The organism is Neotabrizicola sp. VNH66, assembly GCF_049445895.1.
GTDB lineage: Bacteria > Pseudomonadota > Alphaproteobacteria > Rhodobacterales > Rhodobacteraceae > Pseudogemmobacter.
The window spans coordinates 155,726-175,374 of record NZ_JBMSDW010000006.1; the positions used below are offsets into that span (position 1 = coordinate 155,726).

Below are 19,649 nucleotides of genomic sequence, written 5' to 3' on the forward strand. Positions count from 1 at the left end.
GCATCGCATTGACCGGGCCCCGTGCCCGGACCACAGCCATCTGAAGGAGAAACATCATGGCTATGAAAATCCGTCTCGCCCGTGGCGGTTCCAAGAAGCGTCCGTTCTACGCCATCGTGGCCTCGGACAGCCGCATGCCGCGCGACGGCCGCTTCATCGAGAAGCTGGGCACCTACAACCCGCTGCTGGCCAAGGACGACGAAAAGCGCATCGTCATGAATCTGGAGCGCGTGCAGCACTGGCTGTCGCAGGGCGCCCAGCCGACCGACCGCGTGGCCCGCTTCCTGGAAGCCGCCGGCGTGCGCGAAAAGACCGTCCGCTCGAATCCGAAGGCTGCCGTCCCCGGCAAGCAGATGGCCGAGCGCGCCGCCAAGAAGGCCGCCCGCGCCGCTGAACCGGCGGCCGAGTAATCTTCGGTCTCTTCCGGCTTCTGGCGGCCCCTGCGGTCGCCGTTATGCCCGGCGCAGGTCTCTTGCGCCGGGTTTTCACGCTTGCGCTCTGTGGCGGGGCCTTCTGGGCCGGGATGACCTTTGAACGCTGGCAGGCGCGCGACTGTCTTGACGCGGGCCTGCCCTATACGCAGAACGGCTGTCAGCGGGGGGCAGCGCCATGACATCGACAGATCGCATCTGTGTGGGCTCCATCGCGGGCGCCTTCGGCGTGCAGGGCGAGGTGCGGCTGAAAAGCTTCTGCGCCGAACCCTCGGACATCGCCGCCTATGGACCGCTTTACACGCAGGACGGCGCGCGCAGTTTCAAGGTGCGGCTGACCCGTCCGGTGGCTGGCGGCCTTGGCGCCCGGCTGACCGGGGTGGAGACCAAGGAACAGGCCGACGCCCTGAAAGGCTGCGAGCTTTATGCCGACCGCGACCGGCTGCCCGCACTGCCCGAGGATGAGTTCTACCATGCCGATCTGATCGGCCTGTCGGTGCGCGATCCCGGCGGCGTTGAGATCGGCACTGTGGCCGCCGTGCAGAACCACGGGGCGGGCGATATTCTGGAGGTGCGGGTGCCCGGCCGCGCCTCGGCCCTGCTGGTGCCGTTCACGCTGGCCGTGGTGCCGACGGTGGACCTGTCGCGCGGCCTGCTGATCGCCGATCTGCCCGAAGGGCTGGACTGACCGCACCGCTCGGCGCAGACCTGCCGCCAAGCCGCCATTCTTTCGCCATCCGCCGCTGCCAGTTTCGGCCCCGAAGACCGCCAGACAGAAGGTGGCAAGGGGAGGATATCCGGGGAATGCGGCTGCGGCGGAACCTGCGTCAGGGCACCAATGTCATGCTTTACATGGGCCCCCTGCTGGCCGGGCTGGCGGGGCAGGGCTGGGCGGTCGTCCCGGCCTTCATCGCGATCTTTCTGGCCTGGTCGGTGGCCCGGCGCCCCAAATGGGCCCCGCGGACACGGGCGGACTGGGCCACCGCTCCGGTTCTGGCGCTGGTGCTGGCCGAAACGGTCAGCCAGAGCGCGCTGGTGCTGCTGGCATTGGGCATCGGACGCGGGCTGGGCGGTGTCATGGGCGTTGCACCCGACCTCGGCCCGGTTCTGCCGCTGGCCCTGTCGCTGACCGCGATCCCGCTCCTGAAGATGCTGCCCGCCCGCCGGGCGGCGGTGCGGCGGATTCGCGTGGCCCTCCCGCGGGAGGCCGAAGCTCCGGAGGCGGCGGGCGAATCGCTGGCGCTGCTGCTGGACCTGCCGGGCGATGCCTCGGACAGCGAGATGGTGGCGCGGCTGGACGATCTGCTGGCCAGCGGCGCCGGGCGCGAGCGTCTGGCCGAATTGACCGAGGCGCTGGCCGGGACGCCCGGCTGGCAGCACAGGGCGCTGCGCCGGGCGGTGATCCGTCAGGCCACGGTTGCCGGCCAGCCCGCCCCCGAACCCGCGCCCGGCCTGTTGCGGGCGGCCTTTGCCGCAGCGGGGCAGGACGATTTCCTCTTGGCGGAACTGGCGCTTCGGGCCTTGCGGGTCGCCCGCACCGCGCCGCAGCTTGCGGGTCAGTTCCCCGCACCCGCGGTGATCGAGGATATCGGCCGGCGCAGCGGATCGGCTGCGGTGCGGCAGGATATGGCGCTTCTGGCGTCTGTCCTGCGGCGCGCGGGCCGGGTGGGGTCCCCGCAGCCCGTGGCCGTGACGGCGACCGCCTGAGAAGCACCGGCGCTTGGCCTTCGGGCTTTCCCGAGCCGCCGTTTGCGGCTAATCCGCAGGGCATGACCGATGACACGCCGCCCCTGACGCCGCCCGCGCCCCCCGTTGCGAAGAAAAGCCACGGCCGTCTTGCGATGCAGGCCAGCCTGAAGCCGCGCGACCTGATGGAGGAGCCGCGGATCGTGAAGGGCGCGTTTCAGGCCCGGGTGGTGACCCTCTTCCCCGAGGCCTTTCCCGGTACGCTTGGCCTGTCGCTGACCGGCAAGGCGCTGGACTTCGGCCTGTGGCGGCTGGACACGCTGGACCTGCGCCGCTTTGGCGAGGGCAAGCACCGCAATGTGGACGACACGCCTGCCGGCGGCGGTGCCGGCATGGTCCTGCGCCCCGATGTGGTGCACAACGCCCTGACGGCGGCGGCCGAAGGCGCCGCCCCCCGTGCGCTTTGGCCGGTGGTCTATCTCTCGCCGCGCGGAAAGCCCTTCGATCAGGCCATGGCCCGGCGCTTTGCCGCGGGGGCGGGTATCACGTTGCTGTGCGGCCGGTTCGAAGGTGTGGACCAGCGCGTGCTGGACCATTGGCAGGTGGAAGAGGTGAGCCTTGGCGATTTCGTCCTGACCGGGGGTGAGATCGCGGCGCAGGCCCTTCTGGATGCAACGGTGCGGCTTTTGCCCGGTGTTCTGGGCAATGCCGCCTCGGCCGAGGAGGAAAGCTTTTCGGACGGGCTTCTGGAGCATCCGCAATACACCCGCCCTGCGATCTGGGACGGGCGCGAGATCCCGCCCGTCCTGACCGGCGGCAATCATGCCGAAGTGGCGAAATGGCGCCGCGCCGAAGCGGAACGCCTGACCGCCGAACGCCGCCCCGACCTGTGGGACGCGTGGCGCGCGCGGCAACGTCGCTAGAGGGGGCGCTGCCCCCTCACCCCCGGGATATTTGGACCAGTATGAATGGGCTGCCGATTGGCTTTCATATTGGTTCAAATATCCTCGCGCGACGCGCATCCGGCGCAGCCGGAAAGGCACGGGCCGGGCGTGGCGCAAGGCTTGACCGCCGGACCCGCCCGCCCTATACGCGCCCGGTCCGGGGCGAAAGTCTGCGGACCCGATTCCATTGCCTGATCGAACCGTATTCTTCGGCGGGGGCAGGCGGCGGAACGGTGACATAGCAGGAACCGATCCTCCGGCGGGCCGGGCGCATCTGCGCCGCAGGGACCCGGTCGAAGACCAGGAGCTCTCGGGGACGATCAACCTCTGCGGCATACCGCAGGCAACCGGAGACCGCGCATGAATCTTATCGCGCAGCTTGAGGCGGAACAGATCGCCGCCCTCGGCAAGACCATCCCCGACTTCAAGGCCGGCGACACCGTTCGCGTCGGCTATAAGGTGAAGGAAGGCAACCGTTCTCGCGTGCAGGCCTATGAAGGCGTCTGCATCGCCCGCAAGGGCGGCGCCACGCTGGCCGCTTCGTTCACCGTCCGCAAGATTTCCTTCGGCGAAGGCGTCGAGCGGGTGTTCCCGCTCTACTCGACCAACATCGATTCGATCGAAGTGGTCCGCCGCGGCAAGGTCCGTCGCGCCAAGCTGTATTACCTGCGCTCGCGCCGCGGCAAGTCGGCCCGGATCGCGGAAGACAGCACCTACAAAGCCAAATCCGAATAAGAGGAGCCGGAGAGATGAAAGAGGGCATTCACCCCGACTATCACTTCATCGAAGTGAAGATGACCGACGGCTCGACCTACACGACCAAGTCGACCTGGGGCAAGGAAGGCGACACGCTGGCGCTGGACATCGATCCGCTGGCGCACCCGGCATGGACCGGCCAGTCGGCCAAGCTTCTGGACACCGGCGGCCGCGTGTCGAAGTTCAAGAACAAATACGCCGGTCTGGGCTTCTGAGCCTGACCTGCACCGCAGACGGAAACGGCCCCCTCGGGGGCCGTTTTTCGTTTTAGGGGGGTCATTTCGTCCGGGTGAAGCGGCCCACCGGGATGGTCAGGCAGGGCTGGCCGTTCCGTTCGGGCAGGCGGCCGCCGCGGATGTTCACCTGCAGCGCGTAAAGCATCTGATCCGGCAGCGGCAGCGTGCGGTCGCGCGCCCGGCGGCGGGTGACGAACTCCTCGCGGGTGATGCCGTCCTTCACATGGATATTGGTCAGCCGCTGTTCGGCGACGGTGGCCATGTAATTCGGCTGCCGCCCGCCTTCGGGGTAGTCATGGCCGACAAAAAGCCGGGTCTGTGGCGGCAGGTCGAGGATCGCCCGGATCGAGTTCCACAGTTCCTCGGCGCTGCCGCCGGGAAAATCGGCCCGGCTGGTGCCGGCGGGGGGCATCATCAGCGTGTCATGGACGAAGGCCGCATCGCCCATGACATAGGTGACCGAGGCCAGCGTATGGCCGGGCGACAGCATCACCCGGACCTGAAGGTCGCCGATGGCAAAGGTCTCACCCTCCTGAAACAGGTGGTCCCACTGGCTTCCGTCCTGTGGCAGGTCCGGGTCGCTGTAAAGCCCGGCCCAGATTTTCTGCACCCCGGTCACCCGGGCGCCAATGCCGCGTTTCGCGCCGGGCAGTTTCGACGCCAGATAGGGGGCGGCGCTGAAATGGTCGGCATGGGGATGGGTGTCCAGCACCCAGTCCACCACCAACCCGGCCTCTGACACATAGGCAAGGATTTCATCGGCGGATGCCGTCCAGACCTCGCCCGAGGCACGGTCGAAGTTCCAGACCGGGTCGATGATCGCGGCTCGCAGGGTGGCGGGATCGTGGATCACATATTGCAGACTGCCGGTGGGGCGGTCGAAGAAGGCGCGCACCACGGGCGCAGGAGTCGGGGTGGTCACGGCGAACTCTCGTCTGGACATATCGCAATCATCAGATGTGTTTTCGGCGGAGAAAACAACGCCCCGCGATGCCGCAGGGCCGGGGCGCGGCAAAAGGGGCTTTCCCTTTCAGTCCGGCCTTGCGAATAGAGGGCGGAAATCCGCGCAGGGCAGGGGGCCCCGCGGCGGTGCGGAAGGCGGGCGTCATGGCGCATATCATCGTTGTGGGCAACGAAAAGGGCGGGTCGGGCAAATCGACCACCTGCATGCATGTCGCCACTGCACTGGCGCGGATGGGGCACCGCGTGGGGGCCATGGACCTTGACCTGCGGCAGAAGACCTTTGGCCGCTATGTCGAGAACCGCCGCGCCTGGCTGGCCAAGGCCGGGCTGGACCTGCCGACGCCCGATTACCGCGATCTGCCCGAGGCAGACCCCTCGACTCTGGCCCTGGGGGAGAACCCCTTTGACCAGCGGCTGACGGCGGCGGTGGCGGCGCTGGACCCGGTGATGGATTTCATCGTGATCGACTGCCCCGGCAGCCACACGCGGCTCAGCCAGGTGGCGCATTCGCTGGCCGATACGCTGATCACGCCGATGAACGACAGTTTCGTCGATTTCGACCTGCTCGCGCGCATTGACGCCGAGACGGGCAAGGTCCTTGGTCCGTCGATCTATTCCGAGATGGTCTGGGGCGCGCGGCAACTGCGCGCGCAGGCCGGGCTGAAACCCATCGACTGGATTGTGCTGCGCAACCGCCTGGGCGCGCAACAGATGCACAACAAGAAGAAGGTCGGCGCAGCGCTGGAAGATCTGTCGCGCCGCATCGGGTTCCGCGTGGCGCCGGGCTTTTCCGAGCGGGTGATCTTCCGGGAACTGTTTCCCCGCGGGCTGACGCTTCTGGACCTGAAGGACACCGGTGTCGACCAGCTGAACCTGTCGAACGTGGCCGCCCGGCAGGAGCTGCGCGATCTGATGACCGCGCTCAGGCTTCCTGAGGTACAGGTTTCGTTCTGAACAGCACGGCGCGCGACACGCTGACCGGACGCACGGAATGCAGCCGCTTCAACCGCAGGTCGAACAGCGATTCGCCGGCCTCGGACGGTTTGGCGGTGGCGGTCTTCGGGCGCAGGCGGCGCAGCAGGTCCAGCGGGCGGATCATCGGCTTCTCCTCTTTGGCATGGCGCTGTTCTGCCGGTGAAGCCGGGCAGGTTTATGGCAAGCCGCGGCACAAAGCGGGGCCATGTCCGGTCTGATGCGGACAGACTGTTTCCGTTCAGGGGCCTGCCGTCTTGGGCTTTCCCGAGCGGGCCCCCCGTGGCAAGACGGGCCCGAGATGAGGGAGAGAGTCATGGCCAATGTCCTGTTCGACGCGTTGTTCGCTCCGCTTTCGGGGCGCGAGGGGCCGCTGATGATCCTGCCCGACGGACGGCGCCTGTCCGGCCGGGCTTTCCTGACCCTGCTGGCGCAAGCGGCCCATGCGCTGCGGGCGGCTGGGGTGCAGCCCGGCGACCGGGTGGCCGTGCAGGTGGCGAAATCGCCCGAGGCTTTGGCCGTCTATGGCGCAACGGTCGCCATCGGTGCGGTCTTTCTGCCGCTGAACACGGCCTATACCCCGGCCGAGATCGGCTATTTTCTGGAGAATGCCATGCCGCGGGTATTCCTGTGCGATCCGGCCAAGGCGGCGGCGCTGACGCCGGTGGCCGCGGCGCAGGGGGCAACGCTTCTGACGTTGGACGGGGCGGGCGGCGGCAGTTTCGCCGAAGCCATGGCCGGGCAGCCCGACCACCTGATCCCCGAACCGCGCGGGCCGCAGGATCTGGCCGCGATCCTTTACACCTCGGGCACCACGGGCCGGTCGAAGGGGGCGATGCTGACGCATGCGAACCTTTTGTCCAATGCGCAGGTTCTGGTGGATCTCTGGCGGTTCACCGACCGGGATGTGCTCTTGCATGCGCTGCCGATCTTCCACACCCACGGGCTGTTCGTCGCCTCGAACGTCTCGCTTCTGTCGGGCGGGCAGATGATCTTTCTGCCGGGCTTCGATCTGGAGGTGGTGCTGCGTCATCTGCCGCAGGCCACCGCGATGATGGGCGTGCCGACCTTCTACACCCGGCTGCTGGATGATCCGCGCTTTGACCGGGCCTTGTGCAGTGGCATGCGGCTCTTCATCTCCGGCTCTGCGCCCCTTCTGGCCGAAACGCACCGCGCGTTTGAGGCGCGCACCGGCCACCGCATCCTTGAACGCTACGGCATGACCGAGACGAACATGAACACCTCCAACCCCTATGACGGCGACCGTCGGGCGGGGACGGTGGGCCTGCCCCTGCCGGGGGTGGAGCTGCGGATCATGGCCGACGGCGCCGAGGTGCCGCCGGGTGAGGTCGGCGTAATCGAGGTGCGCGGTCCCAATGTCTTTGCCGGCTACTGGCAGATGCCCGAAAAGACCGCCGAGGAACTGCGCGAAGACGGCTGGTTCATCACCGGCGATCTGGGCACGCAGGATGCCGAAGGCTATGTCACCATCGTCGGACGGGCCAAGGATCTGGTCATCACCGGCGGCTATAACGTCTACCCCAAAGAGCTGGAACTTCTGCTGGACGAGGTGCCGGGCGTGCTGGAAAGCGCGGTCATCGGCCTGCCGCATCCCGATTTCGGCGAGGCGGTCTTTGCGGTGATCGCCCGCGCCAAGGGGGCCGATCCCGATCCGCAGGCGATTCTGGCCGCCATCGCCCCGGCGCTGGCCAAGTTCAAACAGCCGAAGGGCGTGGTCGTGGTGGATGACTTGCCGCGCAATACCATGGGCAAAGTGCAGAAGGCCCTGCTGCGCGACACCTACAAGGGCTGGTTCACAGCCTAACGCGCGGCAGGCAGCCCAAGCGATTCGCTGACGATCTCGGCCGCGGCGCGGACAAGCGCGCCAACGCGTGCGGTTTCCGACAGGCCGAGCCGGAACACCGGCCCGGTGACGGCCAGCGCCCCCGCCACCCCGCCTGCGGCGTCAAACACCGCAGCGGCCAGCCCGCGTTGCCCCTCCATCCATTCCTGATCCTCGACCGCATGGCCGCGGTCGCGGATGCGCGCCAGATCGCGCGACAGCGCAGAGTCCGAGGTATGGCTGAACCCGGTCAGCCGCGACAGCCCGCCCGCGGTCAGTGCCGCGGCCTCCTCTTCGGGCAGATACGCCAGCAGGGCCTTGCCTGCGGCGCTGGCATGGGCGGGCAGCACCATGCCGGCCGGGAAATCGGCCCGCAGCGGCGCCGTGCCTGCGATCTGCGCCAGCACCACCACCTGCCCGCGGCGCGCGACGGCAAGGCTGACCGTCTCGCCCGTCTCCTGCTGCAATTCCTCCATCGGTCGGCGGGCGCGGCGCAAGAGATCGCCCCGCGCCAGAAAGGCGGTGCCGATGCGGAACGCCCCGGGCCCGACATGCCAACGGCTGCCCGGCTCTTCCACCTCGGTCCAGCCATGGGCCTGCAGGGTGGCCAGCGCGCGGAAGGTGGTGGCCAGGGATTGTCCGGTCTCTGCCGCCAGATCGGACAGCGTCAGCCCCGGATGCCGCGCCAGATGCCCCATCAGCATCAGCGCCCGGTCCAGCGCCTGAACCGTGCCATCGGTCGAATCTTCTTGCTGCCGGGGCCGTCCGCGGGGCTTCTGCGCCATGACATCTCCTGCACGGGAACGGCGGGATGAAAACCCATTCCGCCTGTCGCGCAAAGCGAAAACGCGCGGCCTGCGTCAGTTTGATCAAATTTTGCATCACCGCTTGCGGGCCTGCCTGCGGCGTGCTCAGACTGCGCGCAAAAGCGGCGGAGGCAGGGATGCGCGTCTTCATCAACGGGTTCGGCCGGATCGGCCGTTCGGTCCTGCGGGCCTGGGCGCAGGCGCCCGACCGCTGGCCGGGGCTGGAGATTGCCGGGATCAACGACATCGCTGCGCCCGAGATGTGCGCCTATCTCTTCGAATACGATTCGGTCTTCGGCCCGTGGCGCGGCACCGTTGGGCTGGAGGGCGGCGCGCTCGTGGTGGATGGCCGCGCTTTGCCGCTCTACCGCACGGCGGATATCTCCACGCTGGACCTCAGCGGCGTGGCGGTGGTGATGGAATGCACCGGCCGCGCCGGGGACCGTGCCGTCGCGGGCCGCGGGCTGGCAGCGGGGGCTGCGCGGGTGCTGGTGTCCGGCCCGTCCGACAGCGCCGATCTGACCGTGGTGCTGGGGGCCAACGACGCCGGGCTGACGGATCAGCGGATCGTGTCCAACGCCAGCTGCACGACGAATGCGCTGGCCCCGCTGGCGCGGCTGATCCATGACCGCTGGGGCCTTGTCACCGGCAGCATGACCACGGTGCATTGCTACACCGGCAGCCAGCCCACCGTGGACGCCCCCGCGGCCGAACCCGCGCGCAGCCGCGCCGCGGCCCTGTCGATGGTGCCCACGACGACCAGCGCCTCGCGCCTTGTGGACCGGGTGCTGCCGCAGATCGCCGGGCGGCTGCAGGGACAGGCGGTGCGCGTCCCCACGGCCAGCGTCTCCTGCGTCGATCTGGCCGTTCTGACCGAGGCAAAGCCCGCGGTCGACGAGGTGAACGCCGCCTTCCGCGCGGCAGGCGGGGTGATCGGCGCCACCGACAAACCCCTCGTCTCTTCCGACCTGCGGGCGCGGCCGGAATCCATCGTCATGGCCTGCCCGGAAACCCGCGCCACGCCGCAGGGCTTGCTCAGGGTCTTCGGCTGGTATGACAATGAATGGGGCTTTTCCAACCGCATGCTGGATGTGGCGGCCCGGATGGGCTGAACCCTCTGCCCATTCCAGTTTGCCCAAATATCCCGGGGGGAGGCGAAGCCGGGGGGCAGCGCCCCCCTGCGACGCATCAGCCGCGCGGATCGGGCGGGGTGGCGCCCTCCAGAACGGCCCAGCCCGCGGCGGTGCCGGTCGGCGGCAGGTCCGCCTTGCGGATGTTGCGCCACAGATGGCTGCGCGCCATGGCAAAGGCCGAGAGCGGCGCCGTCACGAACAGGAAGAAGGTCACCAGCACCTCTTTCCACGCCCCGGCACCGGCGCCCGCGGCCATGGTCGCGCCTGCCGCAATCAGCGCAGTGCCGACGCCCAGAGTGGTGGCCTTGGTCGGCGCATGCAGCCGCTGCATCGCATCGCGCAGTTTCAGCAGGCCGATGCTGCCGATCAGTCCGAACACCCCGCCCATCACCAGAAGCGCGGACAGCACCAGATCCAGAACCGTGGTCATCATTCGATGATGCTCCCCCGCAGGATGTATTTGCACCAGGCCACCGTGCCGACAAAGCCGGTCATGGCGAAGAGCATCGCCGCCTCGAATGTCATCGCCTGCGCCGTCGCAGCCCCGTAAAGGGTGATCAGCGCGATGATGTTCACCGTCATCGTATCCACCGTCAGCACCCGGTCGGTCAGGGTAGGGGCCGTGGTGAACCGCCAGAGGTTCAAAAGCAGCGCGACCGCAAAGCAGCCGATAGCGAAATCAAGTGCATAGGGCAGGAATGTCATCCGAAGATCCTTTGCAGGCGGGCCTCATACCGGGTCTTGATCTCATCGCGCACGGCATCGGGATCGGGGGCATGCAGGCTGTGGACCAGCAGCGCCCGCCCGTCGGCGGAATAATCCGCGGTCAGGGTGCCGGGCGTCATGGTGATGGTCCCGGCCAGCAGGGCAATCGCCTCGGGGCTGTCCAGATCAAGCGGCACCACCACCCAGGCGGTGCGGATCTGGGCGGCGGGCAGGAACAGGATCACCCGCGCCACGGTGAAACAGCCGCGGATCACATCCCAGACCACGATCAGCGTATAGGTCACCAGACCAAGAGGGGCGCGCAGCCGGGGCCGTTCGGGCCACCATGCGGCGACGATCAGCGGCACCACAACGCCCACGGCCAGCGCCAGAAGCAGGCTTCCCAAGCCCCAGCTTCCGGCAAGGATCAGCCAGAACAGCACAAGGAATCCGGACAGGCCGGGATGGGGCAGCAGGCGGCGGATCATGGCGCGTCTCCCGGTGCGGCAAAGGGCGGCGGGGGCGGCAGGTCATTGGCGCGGATGTAATCGGCAGGATCGGCCAGCCCGGCCGCCACCGTCTCCAGCCCGCGGGTCAGCGGTCCGGCGGCCAGCGTCATGGCGACAAGCCCGGCCAGAAGCAGGGCAGGTCCGGTCAGCTCCCGACCGGGCAGAGGGGCGGCTGCGGCGCCTTGCGGCTTCCAGAACAGTGCCGAACCGGCACGGGCAAGACCAAGGATCATCAGGAACGCGCCGCCCAGAACCACCGGCCAGACCAGCGCCGCCTGATCTCGCAGCGCCTCCATCACGTAAAGCTTGCCCAGAAAGCCTGATAGCGGCGGCAGCCCCGCCGTGGCGATGGCCGCAAGGAAGAAGGCCACGGCCAGCGTGCCGGGCAGCCGCGGGCCGGTGCCGTCCAGCCGCCCGCCGCGCGCCGCCACAAGGTCTGCCACAAGGAACATCAGCGCGCCCGCCAGCGTGGAATGCAGGATGTAATACAGCGCCGCCGACAGGCCCGCGGTCTGGAACCCCGACAGCGCGGCAAAGGTCAGCCCCATCGACGACAGCGCCGCAAAGGCCGCCTGCCGCGGCAGGCTGCGGGTGCCCAGCACCCCCGCCGCCCCGACCGCCAGCGTGATCAGTGCGGCCGGCATCAGAAGATCGGACAAGAGCGACCCGATGGCGGGGGCGCTGGAGGGAAAGATCACCGTGCCGGTGCGGATCGCCGCATAGGCGCCCACCTTGGTCATCACCGCAAACAGGGCCGCCACCACGCCCGGTGCATTGGCATAGGTGCCGGGCAGCCAGAACTGCAGCGGCACCAGCGCGCCCTTGACGGCAAAGACCATCAGGAACAGCACGGCCGCCACCCGGATCAGCGCGAAATCACCTTCGGGCAGCAGGGCCACACGCTGGCCGATATCCGCCATGTTCAGCGTGCCGGTCACGGCATAGATCGTGGCCAGCGCGAACAGGAACAGCGTCGATCCGACAAGGTTGATCGCCACATATTGCACGCCCGCGCGCAGCCGCTCCCCTCCGCCGCCATGGACCATCAGCCCATAAGAAGCGATGAGCATGACTTCGAAGAACACGAAGAGGTTGAAGGCATCTGCGGTCAGGAAGGCGCCGTTCAGCCCCATCAGCTGAAACATCCAAAGCGCGTGGAAATGTGCGCCCTTGGTGTCCCAGCCGGTGGCGATGGCCTGCCAGAGCGTGGCCCCCGCCAGAACGGCTGTCAGCAAGAGCATCAACGCCGACAGCGGGTCCAGCATCAGCACGATGCCAAAGGGTGTGGGCCAGTCGCCCAGCCGGTAAAGCTCGGCCCCTTCCGCCCCGGCATGGCGCAGCAGCGCCAGTGCCAGCACGACCAGCGCCGCCGTGCCAAGACCCGACAGCAGCCGCGCCAGCCCGAGGTTGCGGCGGGCAAGCAGGACGATCAGCGCGCCGAGTGTGGCCGGCAGAACGACGGGAAGGATGATCCAGTGGCTCATGTCCGGTCTCCCGCGGCGTCTTCGGTCTCATCGGTGCGGGGCGGGTTGATGCGGTCCTCTCCGGTCTCGAACCTTGTGCCCACGGCCATCAGGACGATCACCGCCGTCATCCCGAAGGAGATGACGATGGCGGTCAGCACCAAGGCCTGCGGCAGCGGATCGGCGGGCAGATCGGTCTGGCCGACGATGGGCGGCGCGCCGGTTTTGACCCGGCCCGCGATGAAGAGGAACAGGTTCACCGCATAGCTGACGAATGTCAGTCCAAGGATGACGGGGAATGTCCGCAGCCGCAGCATGAGGTAGACCCCGGTTGCGGTCAGCGCGGCGATGGTCAGGGCAAGCAGCGCTTCCATCAGAGGGCCTCCTCGCGTTGGGCGGGTTCGGCATCGGGGGTGCGCTGTGCCAGCCGCGACAGGCTGGCAATGGCCAGCACCACCGCGCCAAGGACGCAGAGGAAGACGCCCAGATCAAAGATCGCGGCGGTGGCCAGCTCGAACTCTTCGATGGGGGGCAGGTGGACATAGGTATAGCCCGAGGTCAGGAAGGGCAGGCCGAACGCCCATGCCCCGGCCCCGCCCAGAACGGCGGTCAGCACACCGGCGCCGATCAGGGCATGGGGGTTGATCCGCGCGCGGGCGTCCGACCACACATAGCCCGAGGCGAGGTATTGCAGCAAAAGCCCGATCGACACGACCAGACCGGCGACAAAGCCGCCCCCCGGCAGGTTGTGGCCGCGCAGGAAGATATACAGCGCGACCGTCATGGCCAGTGGCAGCAGGAACCGGGTCCCCGCGATCAGCATGGCCGGATGCGGGTCGCCCGCATTGCCGCCGGTGTCCAGCTGCCGCAGCCGCACCACCGCGGCGGGGCTGCGCAGCAGCGTGTCGGCCATGGCAAAGATCGCCAGCGCAGCAATGCCCAACACGGTGATCTCGCCAAAGGTGTCATAGCCGCGGAAGTCCACGATGATCGTGTTCACCGCATTGGTGCCGCCCGCGCCGGGTTTGGACTGCGCCCAGTGGAAGGCAGAGACGGGATCGAAGGCGAAGTCCCGCATCATCACCGCCCAGGCCAGCGCCCCGGTGCCAAGGCCCGCGACCCCGGCCACCGCCGCGTCGCGCAAGCGCCGCCACGGCAGGCTTTCGCGCGGGGTTTCCCGCGGCAGGAAGTTCAGCGCCAGAAGCATCAGGAGGATGGCCACCACCTCGACCGTGATCTGCGTCAGCGCAAGGTCGGGGGCGGAGAAGAGGGCAAAGGCCCCGGCCAGCAACAGCCCGACAATCCCGGTCAACAGCAGCGACAGCGCGCGGTTGCGGTGCAGGAAAGCCACCGCCCCGGTGGCCAGCAGCAGGATCAGCGCGCCCACGGCGGCGGCCAGCGTGGGCGGCAGCATCTCGCGCGTGCCGGGCAGGAAGGGCGCGCCGGCAAAGGCGAAGAGCCCCACGGCCAGCATGGTCAGGACCGAGGTCCACATCGCGCGCGGCAGGCTGCCGTCATGCATCCCGTCGCCAAACACGCCTGCAAGGCGGGCCAGCGCGGCGATGATCGCATCGAACATCGGCTTCGCTTCGGGGCGCGGGCTGGCATCCCATATCGCGCGCAGCCGTGGCCAGAGGCCCAGCAGCATCAGCCCGCCGCCGACCGCCGCCAGCGACATCCAGAGCGCGGGCGTCTCAACCCCGTGCCACAGCGCCAGCTTTGCGTGGACCGGCGTGCCCGTCACCGCCGAGGCGGCGACATCGACCAGAGGGCCAAAGGTCTGCATCGGAAACAGGCCGGAGACGATGACAAGGATCACCAACAGGACCGGCGCCGCCAGCAGGCCGGGGCCAGGATCATGCGGCGGATGGTGAAACACCTCGCGTGGCTGACCAAGGAAGCCATGGGCCAGAAAGCGGAAGGAATAGGCCACCGACCACAGCGCGGCAAAGGTCGCCAACAGCGGCACCAGCCAGCCGGTGCCGAAGGCCTGCACATGGGCCGCATTCTCCAGCATCGCCTCTTTCGACAAAAAGCCGTTCAGCGGCGGAATGCCCGCCATCGACAGGCTGGCCACCAGAGCCACGGCAAAGGTCAGCGGCATGGCGCGGCGCAGCCCGCCCAGACGGCGCAGGTCGCGGGTGTGGGTGGCGTGGTCCACGATCCCCGCGGTCATGAAGAGCGCCGCCTTGAAACTGGCATGGCACAGGATGTGCAGCACGGCGGCGGTGGCGGCCTCTTCGGTGCCAAGGCCCAGAAGGAAGGTGATCAGGCCCAGATGGCTGACGGTGGAAAACGCCAGCAGCGCCTTCATGTCATCCTTGAAGAAGGCGATCTTCGCGCCGATCAGCATGGTGACCAGTCCGGCGGTGGCGACGATGGCCGTCCATTCCGGCGTGCCCGCCAGCGCGGGCCAGAGGCGGGCCAGAAGGAACAGCCCCGCCTTCACCATGGTCGCCGAATGCAGATAGGCCGAGACGGGCGTCGGCGCCGCCATCGCATGCGGCAGCCAGAAGTGGAACGGGAACTGCGCCGATTTGGTAAAGGCGCCCAGACAGATCAGCACCAGCGCGGGCAGATACAGCGGGCTGGCCTGAATCTCGGCCGCCTTGTGGATGATCTGCGAAATCTCATAGCTGCCGGCGATCTGGCCCAGGATCAGCATGCCCGCGATCATCGCCAGCCCGCCGCCGCCGGTGACGGCCAGCGCCATCCGCGCGCCCTGCCGCCCCTCGGGCAGGTGGCCCCACCAGCCGATCAGCAGGAAGGAGGTCAGCGAAGTCAGCTCCCAGAAGACCAGCAGCATCAGGATGTTGTCGGAAAGGACGATCCCCGTCATCGCCCCCTGAAACAGCATCAGATAGGTCAGGAAGCGGCCGAAATCCTCAGTCTCATCCAGATAGAACCGGGCGTAGAGGGTGATCAGCAGGCCGATGCCAAGGATCAGCCCGGCGAAAAGGAACGCCAGCCCGTCGATCCGGAAACTGGCGGACAGGCCAATCTGCGGCATCCAGTCCAGACGCGTCATGATCGTGGTGCCCGCCATCACATCGGGTGCATGGGACAGAAGCCCCGCCAGCGCCAGAGCGGTGGCCAGCGCCGCCGCCCCCGCCGCGGCCGACCGGCCAAAGCGCAGGGCAAGACCGGGCAGCAGCGCACCAAGGAAGGGAAGCGCGGCAATCAGCACTGGAGACATCGGGCGGGGTTCCTCGTCGTGGCGGGGTGCGTGGGTCGCAGAAAACTGCGTCCGTCGCGGCGGGTTGCGCCGTTATTGCCTGCCTGACGTGTGTTTTCAACCGAAACCGGCTGCGACCTATTCGGCCAAGCAGCTGATGGTCTGGAAATTTCCGCTGTCGCTGTTCTGGATGGTGATATCAAAGCCCTCTTTGGTCAGGACGGTGCTGACCACCTTGCCCGCGGCGGTGATCCCGCCCAAGGGGCCGCCCCAGTTGATGACCTGCCCGTCGGTGTCGAAGGCATAGTCGCCCTCCCACTGGTTATCGAAGGCGGGGCCGCGGTAGGTGGTGCCCTCGATCTCGATGGTGCCAAGGTTCATCGTCAGCCCGCCGATCCAGCAGCCGTAGCGGCCGCCCAGCTCTTCGGCCCCGGCCGGCAGCGCAAGCAGTGTCGACAGGGCGGCGGCCAGCCCCCCAAGCGTTTTCATCTTCAATCCTCCCTCGCGTTGATCTGGCGCGACGCTAGCGCCCGCGTCGCCGCCGGTCACGTCCGGAATCGGCCCGTCAGGCCGGACGCAGCACGATTTCCGCCGGGGTCGATCCGGTCAGCACGGTGCGGATGTTCGGCAGGTCGTTGCTTTCGATCCATTGGGCGGCATCCGGGCGGCCGTGGTGGCGCCAGCGGTCGGTCAGGCGACGGACGAGCTCCTCTTCCGGCACCTCGACGAAAACGGTCAGATCGAACAGCGCTGCCGCCTGCGTCCACGGCGCGCGGTCCAAGAGCAGATAATTGCCCTCGACAATCAGGATGCGGTCCGAGGGCAGGACGATATCCGCCCCGGCGCGCGAAATCTCCAGATCGCGGTCGAAAAGCGGGATTGCCACCTCGTCTTCGTCGCGCAGACGGCGGAGGAGATGCAGGAACCCCATGGCGTCAAAGGTTTCCGGCGCGCCCTTGCGCGACCGCAGGCCCCGGGCCTCCAGCACGCGGTCGTCGTAATGGAACCCGTCCATCGGCACCACGCGGGCATCGGGCAGACGGGCGGCCAGATCGGCGGCCAGCGTGGATTTCCCCGCCGCGGGCGGCCCGGCCAGCGCGACAAGGAACCGGCCCGGGCCATCGGCGCGGGCAAGGATCAGGCGGGCAAGTCCTTCGGGCGTCATGGGGCACCTCTCGCAGTCCGGACCCGCAGTCTGCTGCGGCGGCCCCGGCTGCGCAAGTCCGGCCGGAGGAGGGCGGGTGTCAGCCGTTCGGCGTCATCGACTTGCGCTGCCGGGCGCGGGCGATACCCAGCTTCCGCTCGCGCCAGATGATCAGGATGCCGGCAAGAATGACGATCCCGGCGCCCAGAAGCATGGTCCATGTCGGCATTTCAGCGAACACGAACCAGCCGATCGCCAGCGCAAACAGCATCGAGGCATAGTCGAACGGCGCCACCAGCGAGGCATCCGCCTCACGGTAGGCCGAGGTCAGGAGGATCTGGCCGAGACCCCCCAGAAGCCCCGCGCCGATCAGCGTCAGCGTCTCGCGCAGCGTGGGCACCACCCAGCCGAAAGGAATGGTGAACAAGGACAGGACCGAGGCGGTGAAGGAGAACCAGAAGACGATGGTCGCTGTCTTCTCGGTCGCCACCATCTTGCGCACGAAGACCTGCGCCAGTGCTGCGAACAAAGCGCTGCACAGGACCAGAGTCGCGCCGAAAGCCTGCGTATGGCCGGTATCGCCCCCCTGCAGCACCGACAGCCGGGGCGAGACCACGATCAGCACGCCGATCAGGCCCAGAAAGACGGTGGCGATGCGGAAGAGGCCGACTTTCTCGTTCAGGAACATGGCGGCAAAGATCACCGTCAGCAGCGGCGCGGCATAGCCGATGGCCGTCACTTCGGGGAAGGGCAGATAGGCCAGCGCGGAAAACCCAAGGCCCATGGCCATGGTGCCTGCAAAGCCGCGCCAGACATGGCCAAGGGGATCGGCGGTGGTGAACCCGGTCCGCAACTCACGCCGCAGGGCCAGCCAGACCACGATCACGGGAATTGCAAAGAACGACCGGAAGAACACCGCCTGTCCGCCCGGCACATGGTCCGAGGTGCTTTTGATCATCGCCGACATGACGATGAACACGATGACCGAAGCCAGTTTCAGGGCGATGCCGCGCAGCGGGCGCATGGGTCTCTCCTTGCCGCCCCGGTGAATCACGGGCGGGCGGGGGATGCAATCCCCTCTGGACGCGGGGCGGGCTTCGCGGTTTGCTGACCGGAAAGGAGAGTGCCATGCCGCAACCGCTTGCCGATCTGATTGATCAGGGCCGGGGAATTGTCCCCGCCGATCTTGTGCTGAAGGGCGGGCGGGTGTTCGACCTGATCACCGGCGATCTGGTGGAAACCGATGTGGCGATCTGCGGCGATACCATTGTCGGCGTCTTCGGCCGCTATTCCGGCAGGCAGGAAGTTGACGTGTCCGGCCGCATTCTGGTGCCCGGGTTCATCGACACGCATCTGCATATCGAAAGCTCGCTCGTCACCCCGTTCGAATTCGAACGCTGCGTGGCGCCCCGCGGCGTGACCACGGCGATCTGCGACCCGCATGAGATTGCCAATGTCTGCGGCGTGACGGGGCTGCAGTATTTCTTTGACTGTGCCGAACGGGTGCTGATGGACATCCGCGTGCAACTGTCCTCTTGCGTGCCGTCGACCCATATGGAAACCGCGGGCGCGCAGCTGGATGCGGCGGATCTGGTGCCCTTCATCGGCCATCCGCATGGCATCGGGCTGGCCGAATTCATGAACTTTCCCGGTGTCCTGATGAAGGATCTCGGCTGTCTGGAGAAGCTGGAGGCGTTCCGCGGCCGCCATATCGACGGCCATGCCCCCCTGCTGCGCGGCAATGACCTGAACGGCTATATCAGCGCGGGCATCCGCACCGAGCATGAGGCGACCACCGCCGAAGAGGGGTTGGAGAAGCTGCGCAAGGGGATGCGGGTGCTGATCCGCGAAGGGTCGGTGTCCAAGGACCTGCATGCGCTGGCGCCCTTGCTGACCGAACGGCATGCACCCTATCTGAGCCTCTGCACCGATGACCGGAACCCCCTGGACATCGCCGAGCATGGCCATCTGGATTATATGATCCGCACGGCAATCGCGCTTGGCGCGCCGCCCCTGGCCGTCTACCGCGCGGCCAGCCTGTCCGCGGCCGAGGCCTTCGGGCTGAAGGACCGCGGCCTGATCGCGCCGGGCAAACGCGCCGATATCGCCGTGATCGACAGCCTTGAAGGCTGCCACGCGACCCGGGTCTTTGCCGCGGGTGTGGAACTGACGGATGAGGCCTTTGCCGCCCGGCAGGAGGTGGCGCCAGTGGCCCGGAACTCCGTCAAGGCGCCGAAGGTGACGGCCACGGATTTCCGCACCCCCGGCAACCGCACCGAAACCCCGGTCATCGGCATTCTGCCGGGCAAGATCATCACGCCGCACCTGACCTTTGACATCCCGCCGGTGGATGGCGACAAGCGCCCCGATCTGGCGCGCGATCTGGTGAAGATCGCTGTGATCGAACGGCACGGCAAGAACGGCAACCGCGCCACCGGCTTTGTTCAGGGGTTCGGCCTGAAGCGGGGGGCCATCGCCTCAACCGTCTGCCACGACCACCACAATATCGCCGTGGTGGGTGCCGACTATGACGACATGGCTTTGGCCGCGAACCGCCTGTCCGAGATCGAGGGCGGTTTCGTCGTGGTCGAAGGCGGCCGCGTGCTGGCCGAACTGCCGCTGCCGGTGGCCGGGCTGATGAGCCTGAATCCCTTTGAACAGGTGCGCGACGATCTGACAGCGCTCCGCGCCGCCGCCCGCAGCCTTGAGGTCACGCTGGAGGAACCCTTCCTGCAACTGGCCTTCCTTGCCCTGCCGGTGATCCCGCATCTGAAGATCACCGACCATGGCCTTGTCGATGTGGACCGGTTCGAAGTGATCCCGTGATCCTCTCGGTTCGGGGGTGTCATGATCCTGTTGCTGTCCGGTCATAGAGGACTGCAC

22 protein-coding genes are annotated in these 19,649 nt (G+C 67.8%); 10 read left to right on the plus strand and 12 right to left on the minus strand.

Going from position 1 to position 19,649, the window contains the following annotated elements; genetic code table 11:
- Positions 1–56: 56 nt before the first annotated feature.
- The 6 genes from rpsP (at position 57) to rpmE (ending at position 4,032) form a co-directional block, all read left to right on the plus strand.
- A complete protein-coding gene (gene rpsP, locus ACO2Q5_RS10975) occupies positions 57–410 on the plus strand; it encodes a 30S ribosomal protein S16 (RefSeq protein ID WP_423290885.1) in 354 nt (117 codons plus the stop codon).
- Between the two features lie 199 nt (positions 411–609).
- Positions 610–1,119 (plus strand): ribosome maturation factor RimM, encoded by a 510-nt coding sequence (gene rimM / locus ACO2Q5_RS10980; protein WP_423290887.1) that lies wholly within the window; start codon positions 610–612, stop codon positions 1,117–1,119.
- Positions 1,120–1,235: 116 nt separating this feature from the next.
- Positions 1,236–2,138: a hypothetical protein gene (locus ACO2Q5_RS10985; protein ID WP_423290889.1), complete on the plus strand. Its 903-nt coding sequence runs from the start codon at positions 1,236–1,238 to the stop codon at positions 2,136–2,138.
- A gap of 134 nt (positions 2,139–2,272) precedes the next feature.
- The gene (trmD, locus tag ACO2Q5_RS10990) at positions 2,273–3,040 is read left to right on the plus strand and encodes a tRNA (guanosine(37)-N1)-methyltransferase TrmD (RefSeq protein ID WP_423291109.1); all 768 of its coding nucleotides are present in this window, start codon (positions 2,273–2,275) and stop codon (positions 3,038–3,040) included.
- Between the two features lie 381 nt (positions 3,041–3,421).
- Complete coding sequence (gene rplS / locus ACO2Q5_RS10995; RefSeq protein ID WP_423290891.1) at positions 3,422–3,796, plus strand: 50S ribosomal protein L19; 375 nt, start codon at positions 3,422–3,424, stop codon at positions 3,794–3,796.
- Positions 3,797–3,810: 14 nt separating this feature from the next.
- Positions 3,811–4,032, plus strand: a complete 222-nt coding sequence (rpmE, locus tag ACO2Q5_RS11000; RefSeq protein ID WP_423290893.1) for a 50S ribosomal protein L31 — start codon at positions 3,811–3,813, stop codon at positions 4,030–4,032.
- Positions 4,033–4,093: 61 nt separating this feature from the next.
- Here rpmE and ACO2Q5_RS11005 read toward each other — a convergent pair whose 3' ends face one another.
- Complete coding sequence (locus ACO2Q5_RS11005; RefSeq protein WP_423290895.1) at positions 4,094–4,975, minus strand: MBL fold metallo-hydrolase; 882 nt, start codon at positions 4,973–4,975, stop codon at positions 4,094–4,096.
- Between the two features lie 185 nt (positions 4,976–5,160).
- On the opposite strand from ACO2Q5_RS11005, the gene ACO2Q5_RS11010 reads away from it, so the two are divergent.
- Positions 5,161–5,970: a division plane positioning ATPase MipZ gene (locus tag ACO2Q5_RS11010; RefSeq protein ID WP_423290897.1), complete on the plus strand. Its 810-nt coding sequence runs from the start codon at positions 5,161–5,163 to the stop codon at positions 5,968–5,970.
- Here ACO2Q5_RS11010 and ACO2Q5_RS11015 read toward each other — a convergent pair.
- Entirely contained in the window at positions 5,939–6,115 is a 177-nt protein-coding gene (locus tag ACO2Q5_RS11015) for a hypothetical protein (protein ID WP_423290899.1), read from the minus strand. The genes ACO2Q5_RS11010 and ACO2Q5_RS11015 overlap by 32 nt on opposite strands.
- Before the next feature lie 189 nt (positions 6,116–6,304).
- On the opposite strand from ACO2Q5_RS11015, the gene ACO2Q5_RS11020 reads away from it, so the two are divergent.
- Positions 6,305–7,813 carry a malonate--CoA ligase gene (locus tag ACO2Q5_RS11020; protein ID WP_423290901.1) on the plus strand — a complete coding sequence of 503 codons (1,509 nt, stop codon included), beginning with the start codon at positions 6,305–6,307 and terminating at the stop codon, positions 7,811–7,813.
- On the opposite strand, the gene ACO2Q5_RS11025 is transcribed toward ACO2Q5_RS11020, so the two are convergent.
- Positions 7,810–8,616: an IclR family transcriptional regulator gene (locus ACO2Q5_RS11025; RefSeq protein WP_423290903.1), complete on the minus strand. Its 807-nt coding sequence runs from the start codon at positions 8,614–8,616 to the stop codon at positions 7,810–7,812. The two genes, ACO2Q5_RS11020 and ACO2Q5_RS11025, sit on opposite strands and share 4 nt — an antisense overlap.
- Before the next feature lie 158 nt (positions 8,617–8,774).
- Between ACO2Q5_RS11025 and ACO2Q5_RS11030 the strand changes: the two genes are divergently transcribed.
- Complete coding sequence (locus ACO2Q5_RS11030) at positions 8,775–9,749, plus strand: type I glyceraldehyde-3-phosphate dehydrogenase (protein ID WP_423290905.1); 975 nt, start codon at positions 8,775–8,777, stop codon at positions 9,747–9,749.
- Between the two features lie 76 nt (positions 9,750–9,825).
- Here the strand turns inward: ACO2Q5_RS11030 and mnhG are convergent, their stop codons facing one another.
- The 9 genes from mnhG to ACO2Q5_RS11075 form a co-directional block, all read right to left on the minus strand.
- Entirely contained in the window at positions 9,826–10,203 is a 378-nt protein-coding gene (gene mnhG, locus ACO2Q5_RS11035; protein ID WP_423290907.1) for a monovalent cation/H(+) antiporter subunit G, read from the minus strand.
- Positions 10,200–10,475, minus strand: coding sequence for a K+/H+ antiporter subunit F (locus ACO2Q5_RS11040; protein WP_423290909.1), 276 nt, complete (start codon positions 10,473–10,475; stop codon positions 10,200–10,202). Before ACO2Q5_RS11040 ends, mnhG begins: the two co-directional genes overlap by 4 nt.
- Positions 10,472–10,963: a Na+/H+ antiporter subunit E gene (locus ACO2Q5_RS11045; protein WP_423290911.1), complete on the minus strand. Its 492-nt coding sequence runs from the start codon at positions 10,961–10,963 to the stop codon at positions 10,472–10,474. Before ACO2Q5_RS11045 ends, ACO2Q5_RS11040 begins: the two co-directional genes overlap by 4 nt.
- Positions 10,960–12,468, minus strand: a complete 1,509-nt coding sequence (locus ACO2Q5_RS11050; protein ID WP_423290913.1) for a monovalent cation/H+ antiporter subunit D — start codon at positions 12,466–12,468, stop codon at positions 10,960–10,962. The genes ACO2Q5_RS11045 and ACO2Q5_RS11050 overlap by 4 nt, the downstream gene beginning before the upstream one ends.
- Positions 12,465–12,821, minus strand: coding sequence for a Na+/H+ antiporter subunit C (locus ACO2Q5_RS11055; RefSeq protein WP_423290915.1), 357 nt, complete (start codon positions 12,819–12,821; stop codon positions 12,465–12,467). Before ACO2Q5_RS11055 ends, ACO2Q5_RS11050 begins: the two co-directional genes overlap by 4 nt.
- The gene (locus tag ACO2Q5_RS11060) at positions 12,821–15,643 is read right to left on the minus strand and encodes a monovalent cation/H+ antiporter subunit A (protein ID WP_423290917.1); all 2,823 of its coding nucleotides are present in this window, start codon (positions 15,641–15,643) and stop codon (positions 12,821–12,823) included. Before ACO2Q5_RS11060 ends, ACO2Q5_RS11055 begins: the two co-directional genes overlap by 1 nt.
- Positions 15,644–15,760: 117 nt before the next feature.
- The gene (locus ACO2Q5_RS11065; RefSeq protein ID WP_423290919.1) at positions 15,761–16,111 is read right to left on the minus strand and encodes a hypothetical protein; all 351 of its coding nucleotides are present in this window, start codon (positions 16,109–16,111) and stop codon (positions 15,761–15,763) included.
- Positions 16,112–16,187: 76 nt separating this feature from the next.
- Positions 16,188–16,787 (minus strand): nucleoside triphosphate hydrolase, encoded by a 600-nt coding sequence (locus ACO2Q5_RS11070; protein ID WP_423290921.1) that lies wholly within the window; start codon positions 16,785–16,787, stop codon positions 16,188–16,190.
- A gap of 79 nt (positions 16,788–16,866) precedes the next feature.
- Complete coding sequence (locus tag ACO2Q5_RS11075; RefSeq protein WP_423290923.1) at positions 16,867–17,790, minus strand: DMT family transporter; 924 nt, start codon at positions 17,788–17,790, stop codon at positions 16,867–16,869.
- A 104-nt stretch (positions 17,791–17,894) separates the two neighbouring features.
- Between ACO2Q5_RS11075 and ade the strand changes: the two genes are divergently transcribed.
- Positions 17,895–19,592, plus strand: a complete 1,698-nt coding sequence (gene ade / locus ACO2Q5_RS11080) for an adenine deaminase (protein WP_423290925.1) — start codon at positions 17,895–17,897, stop codon at positions 19,590–19,592.
- Positions 19,593–19,649: the final 57 nt, after the last annotated feature.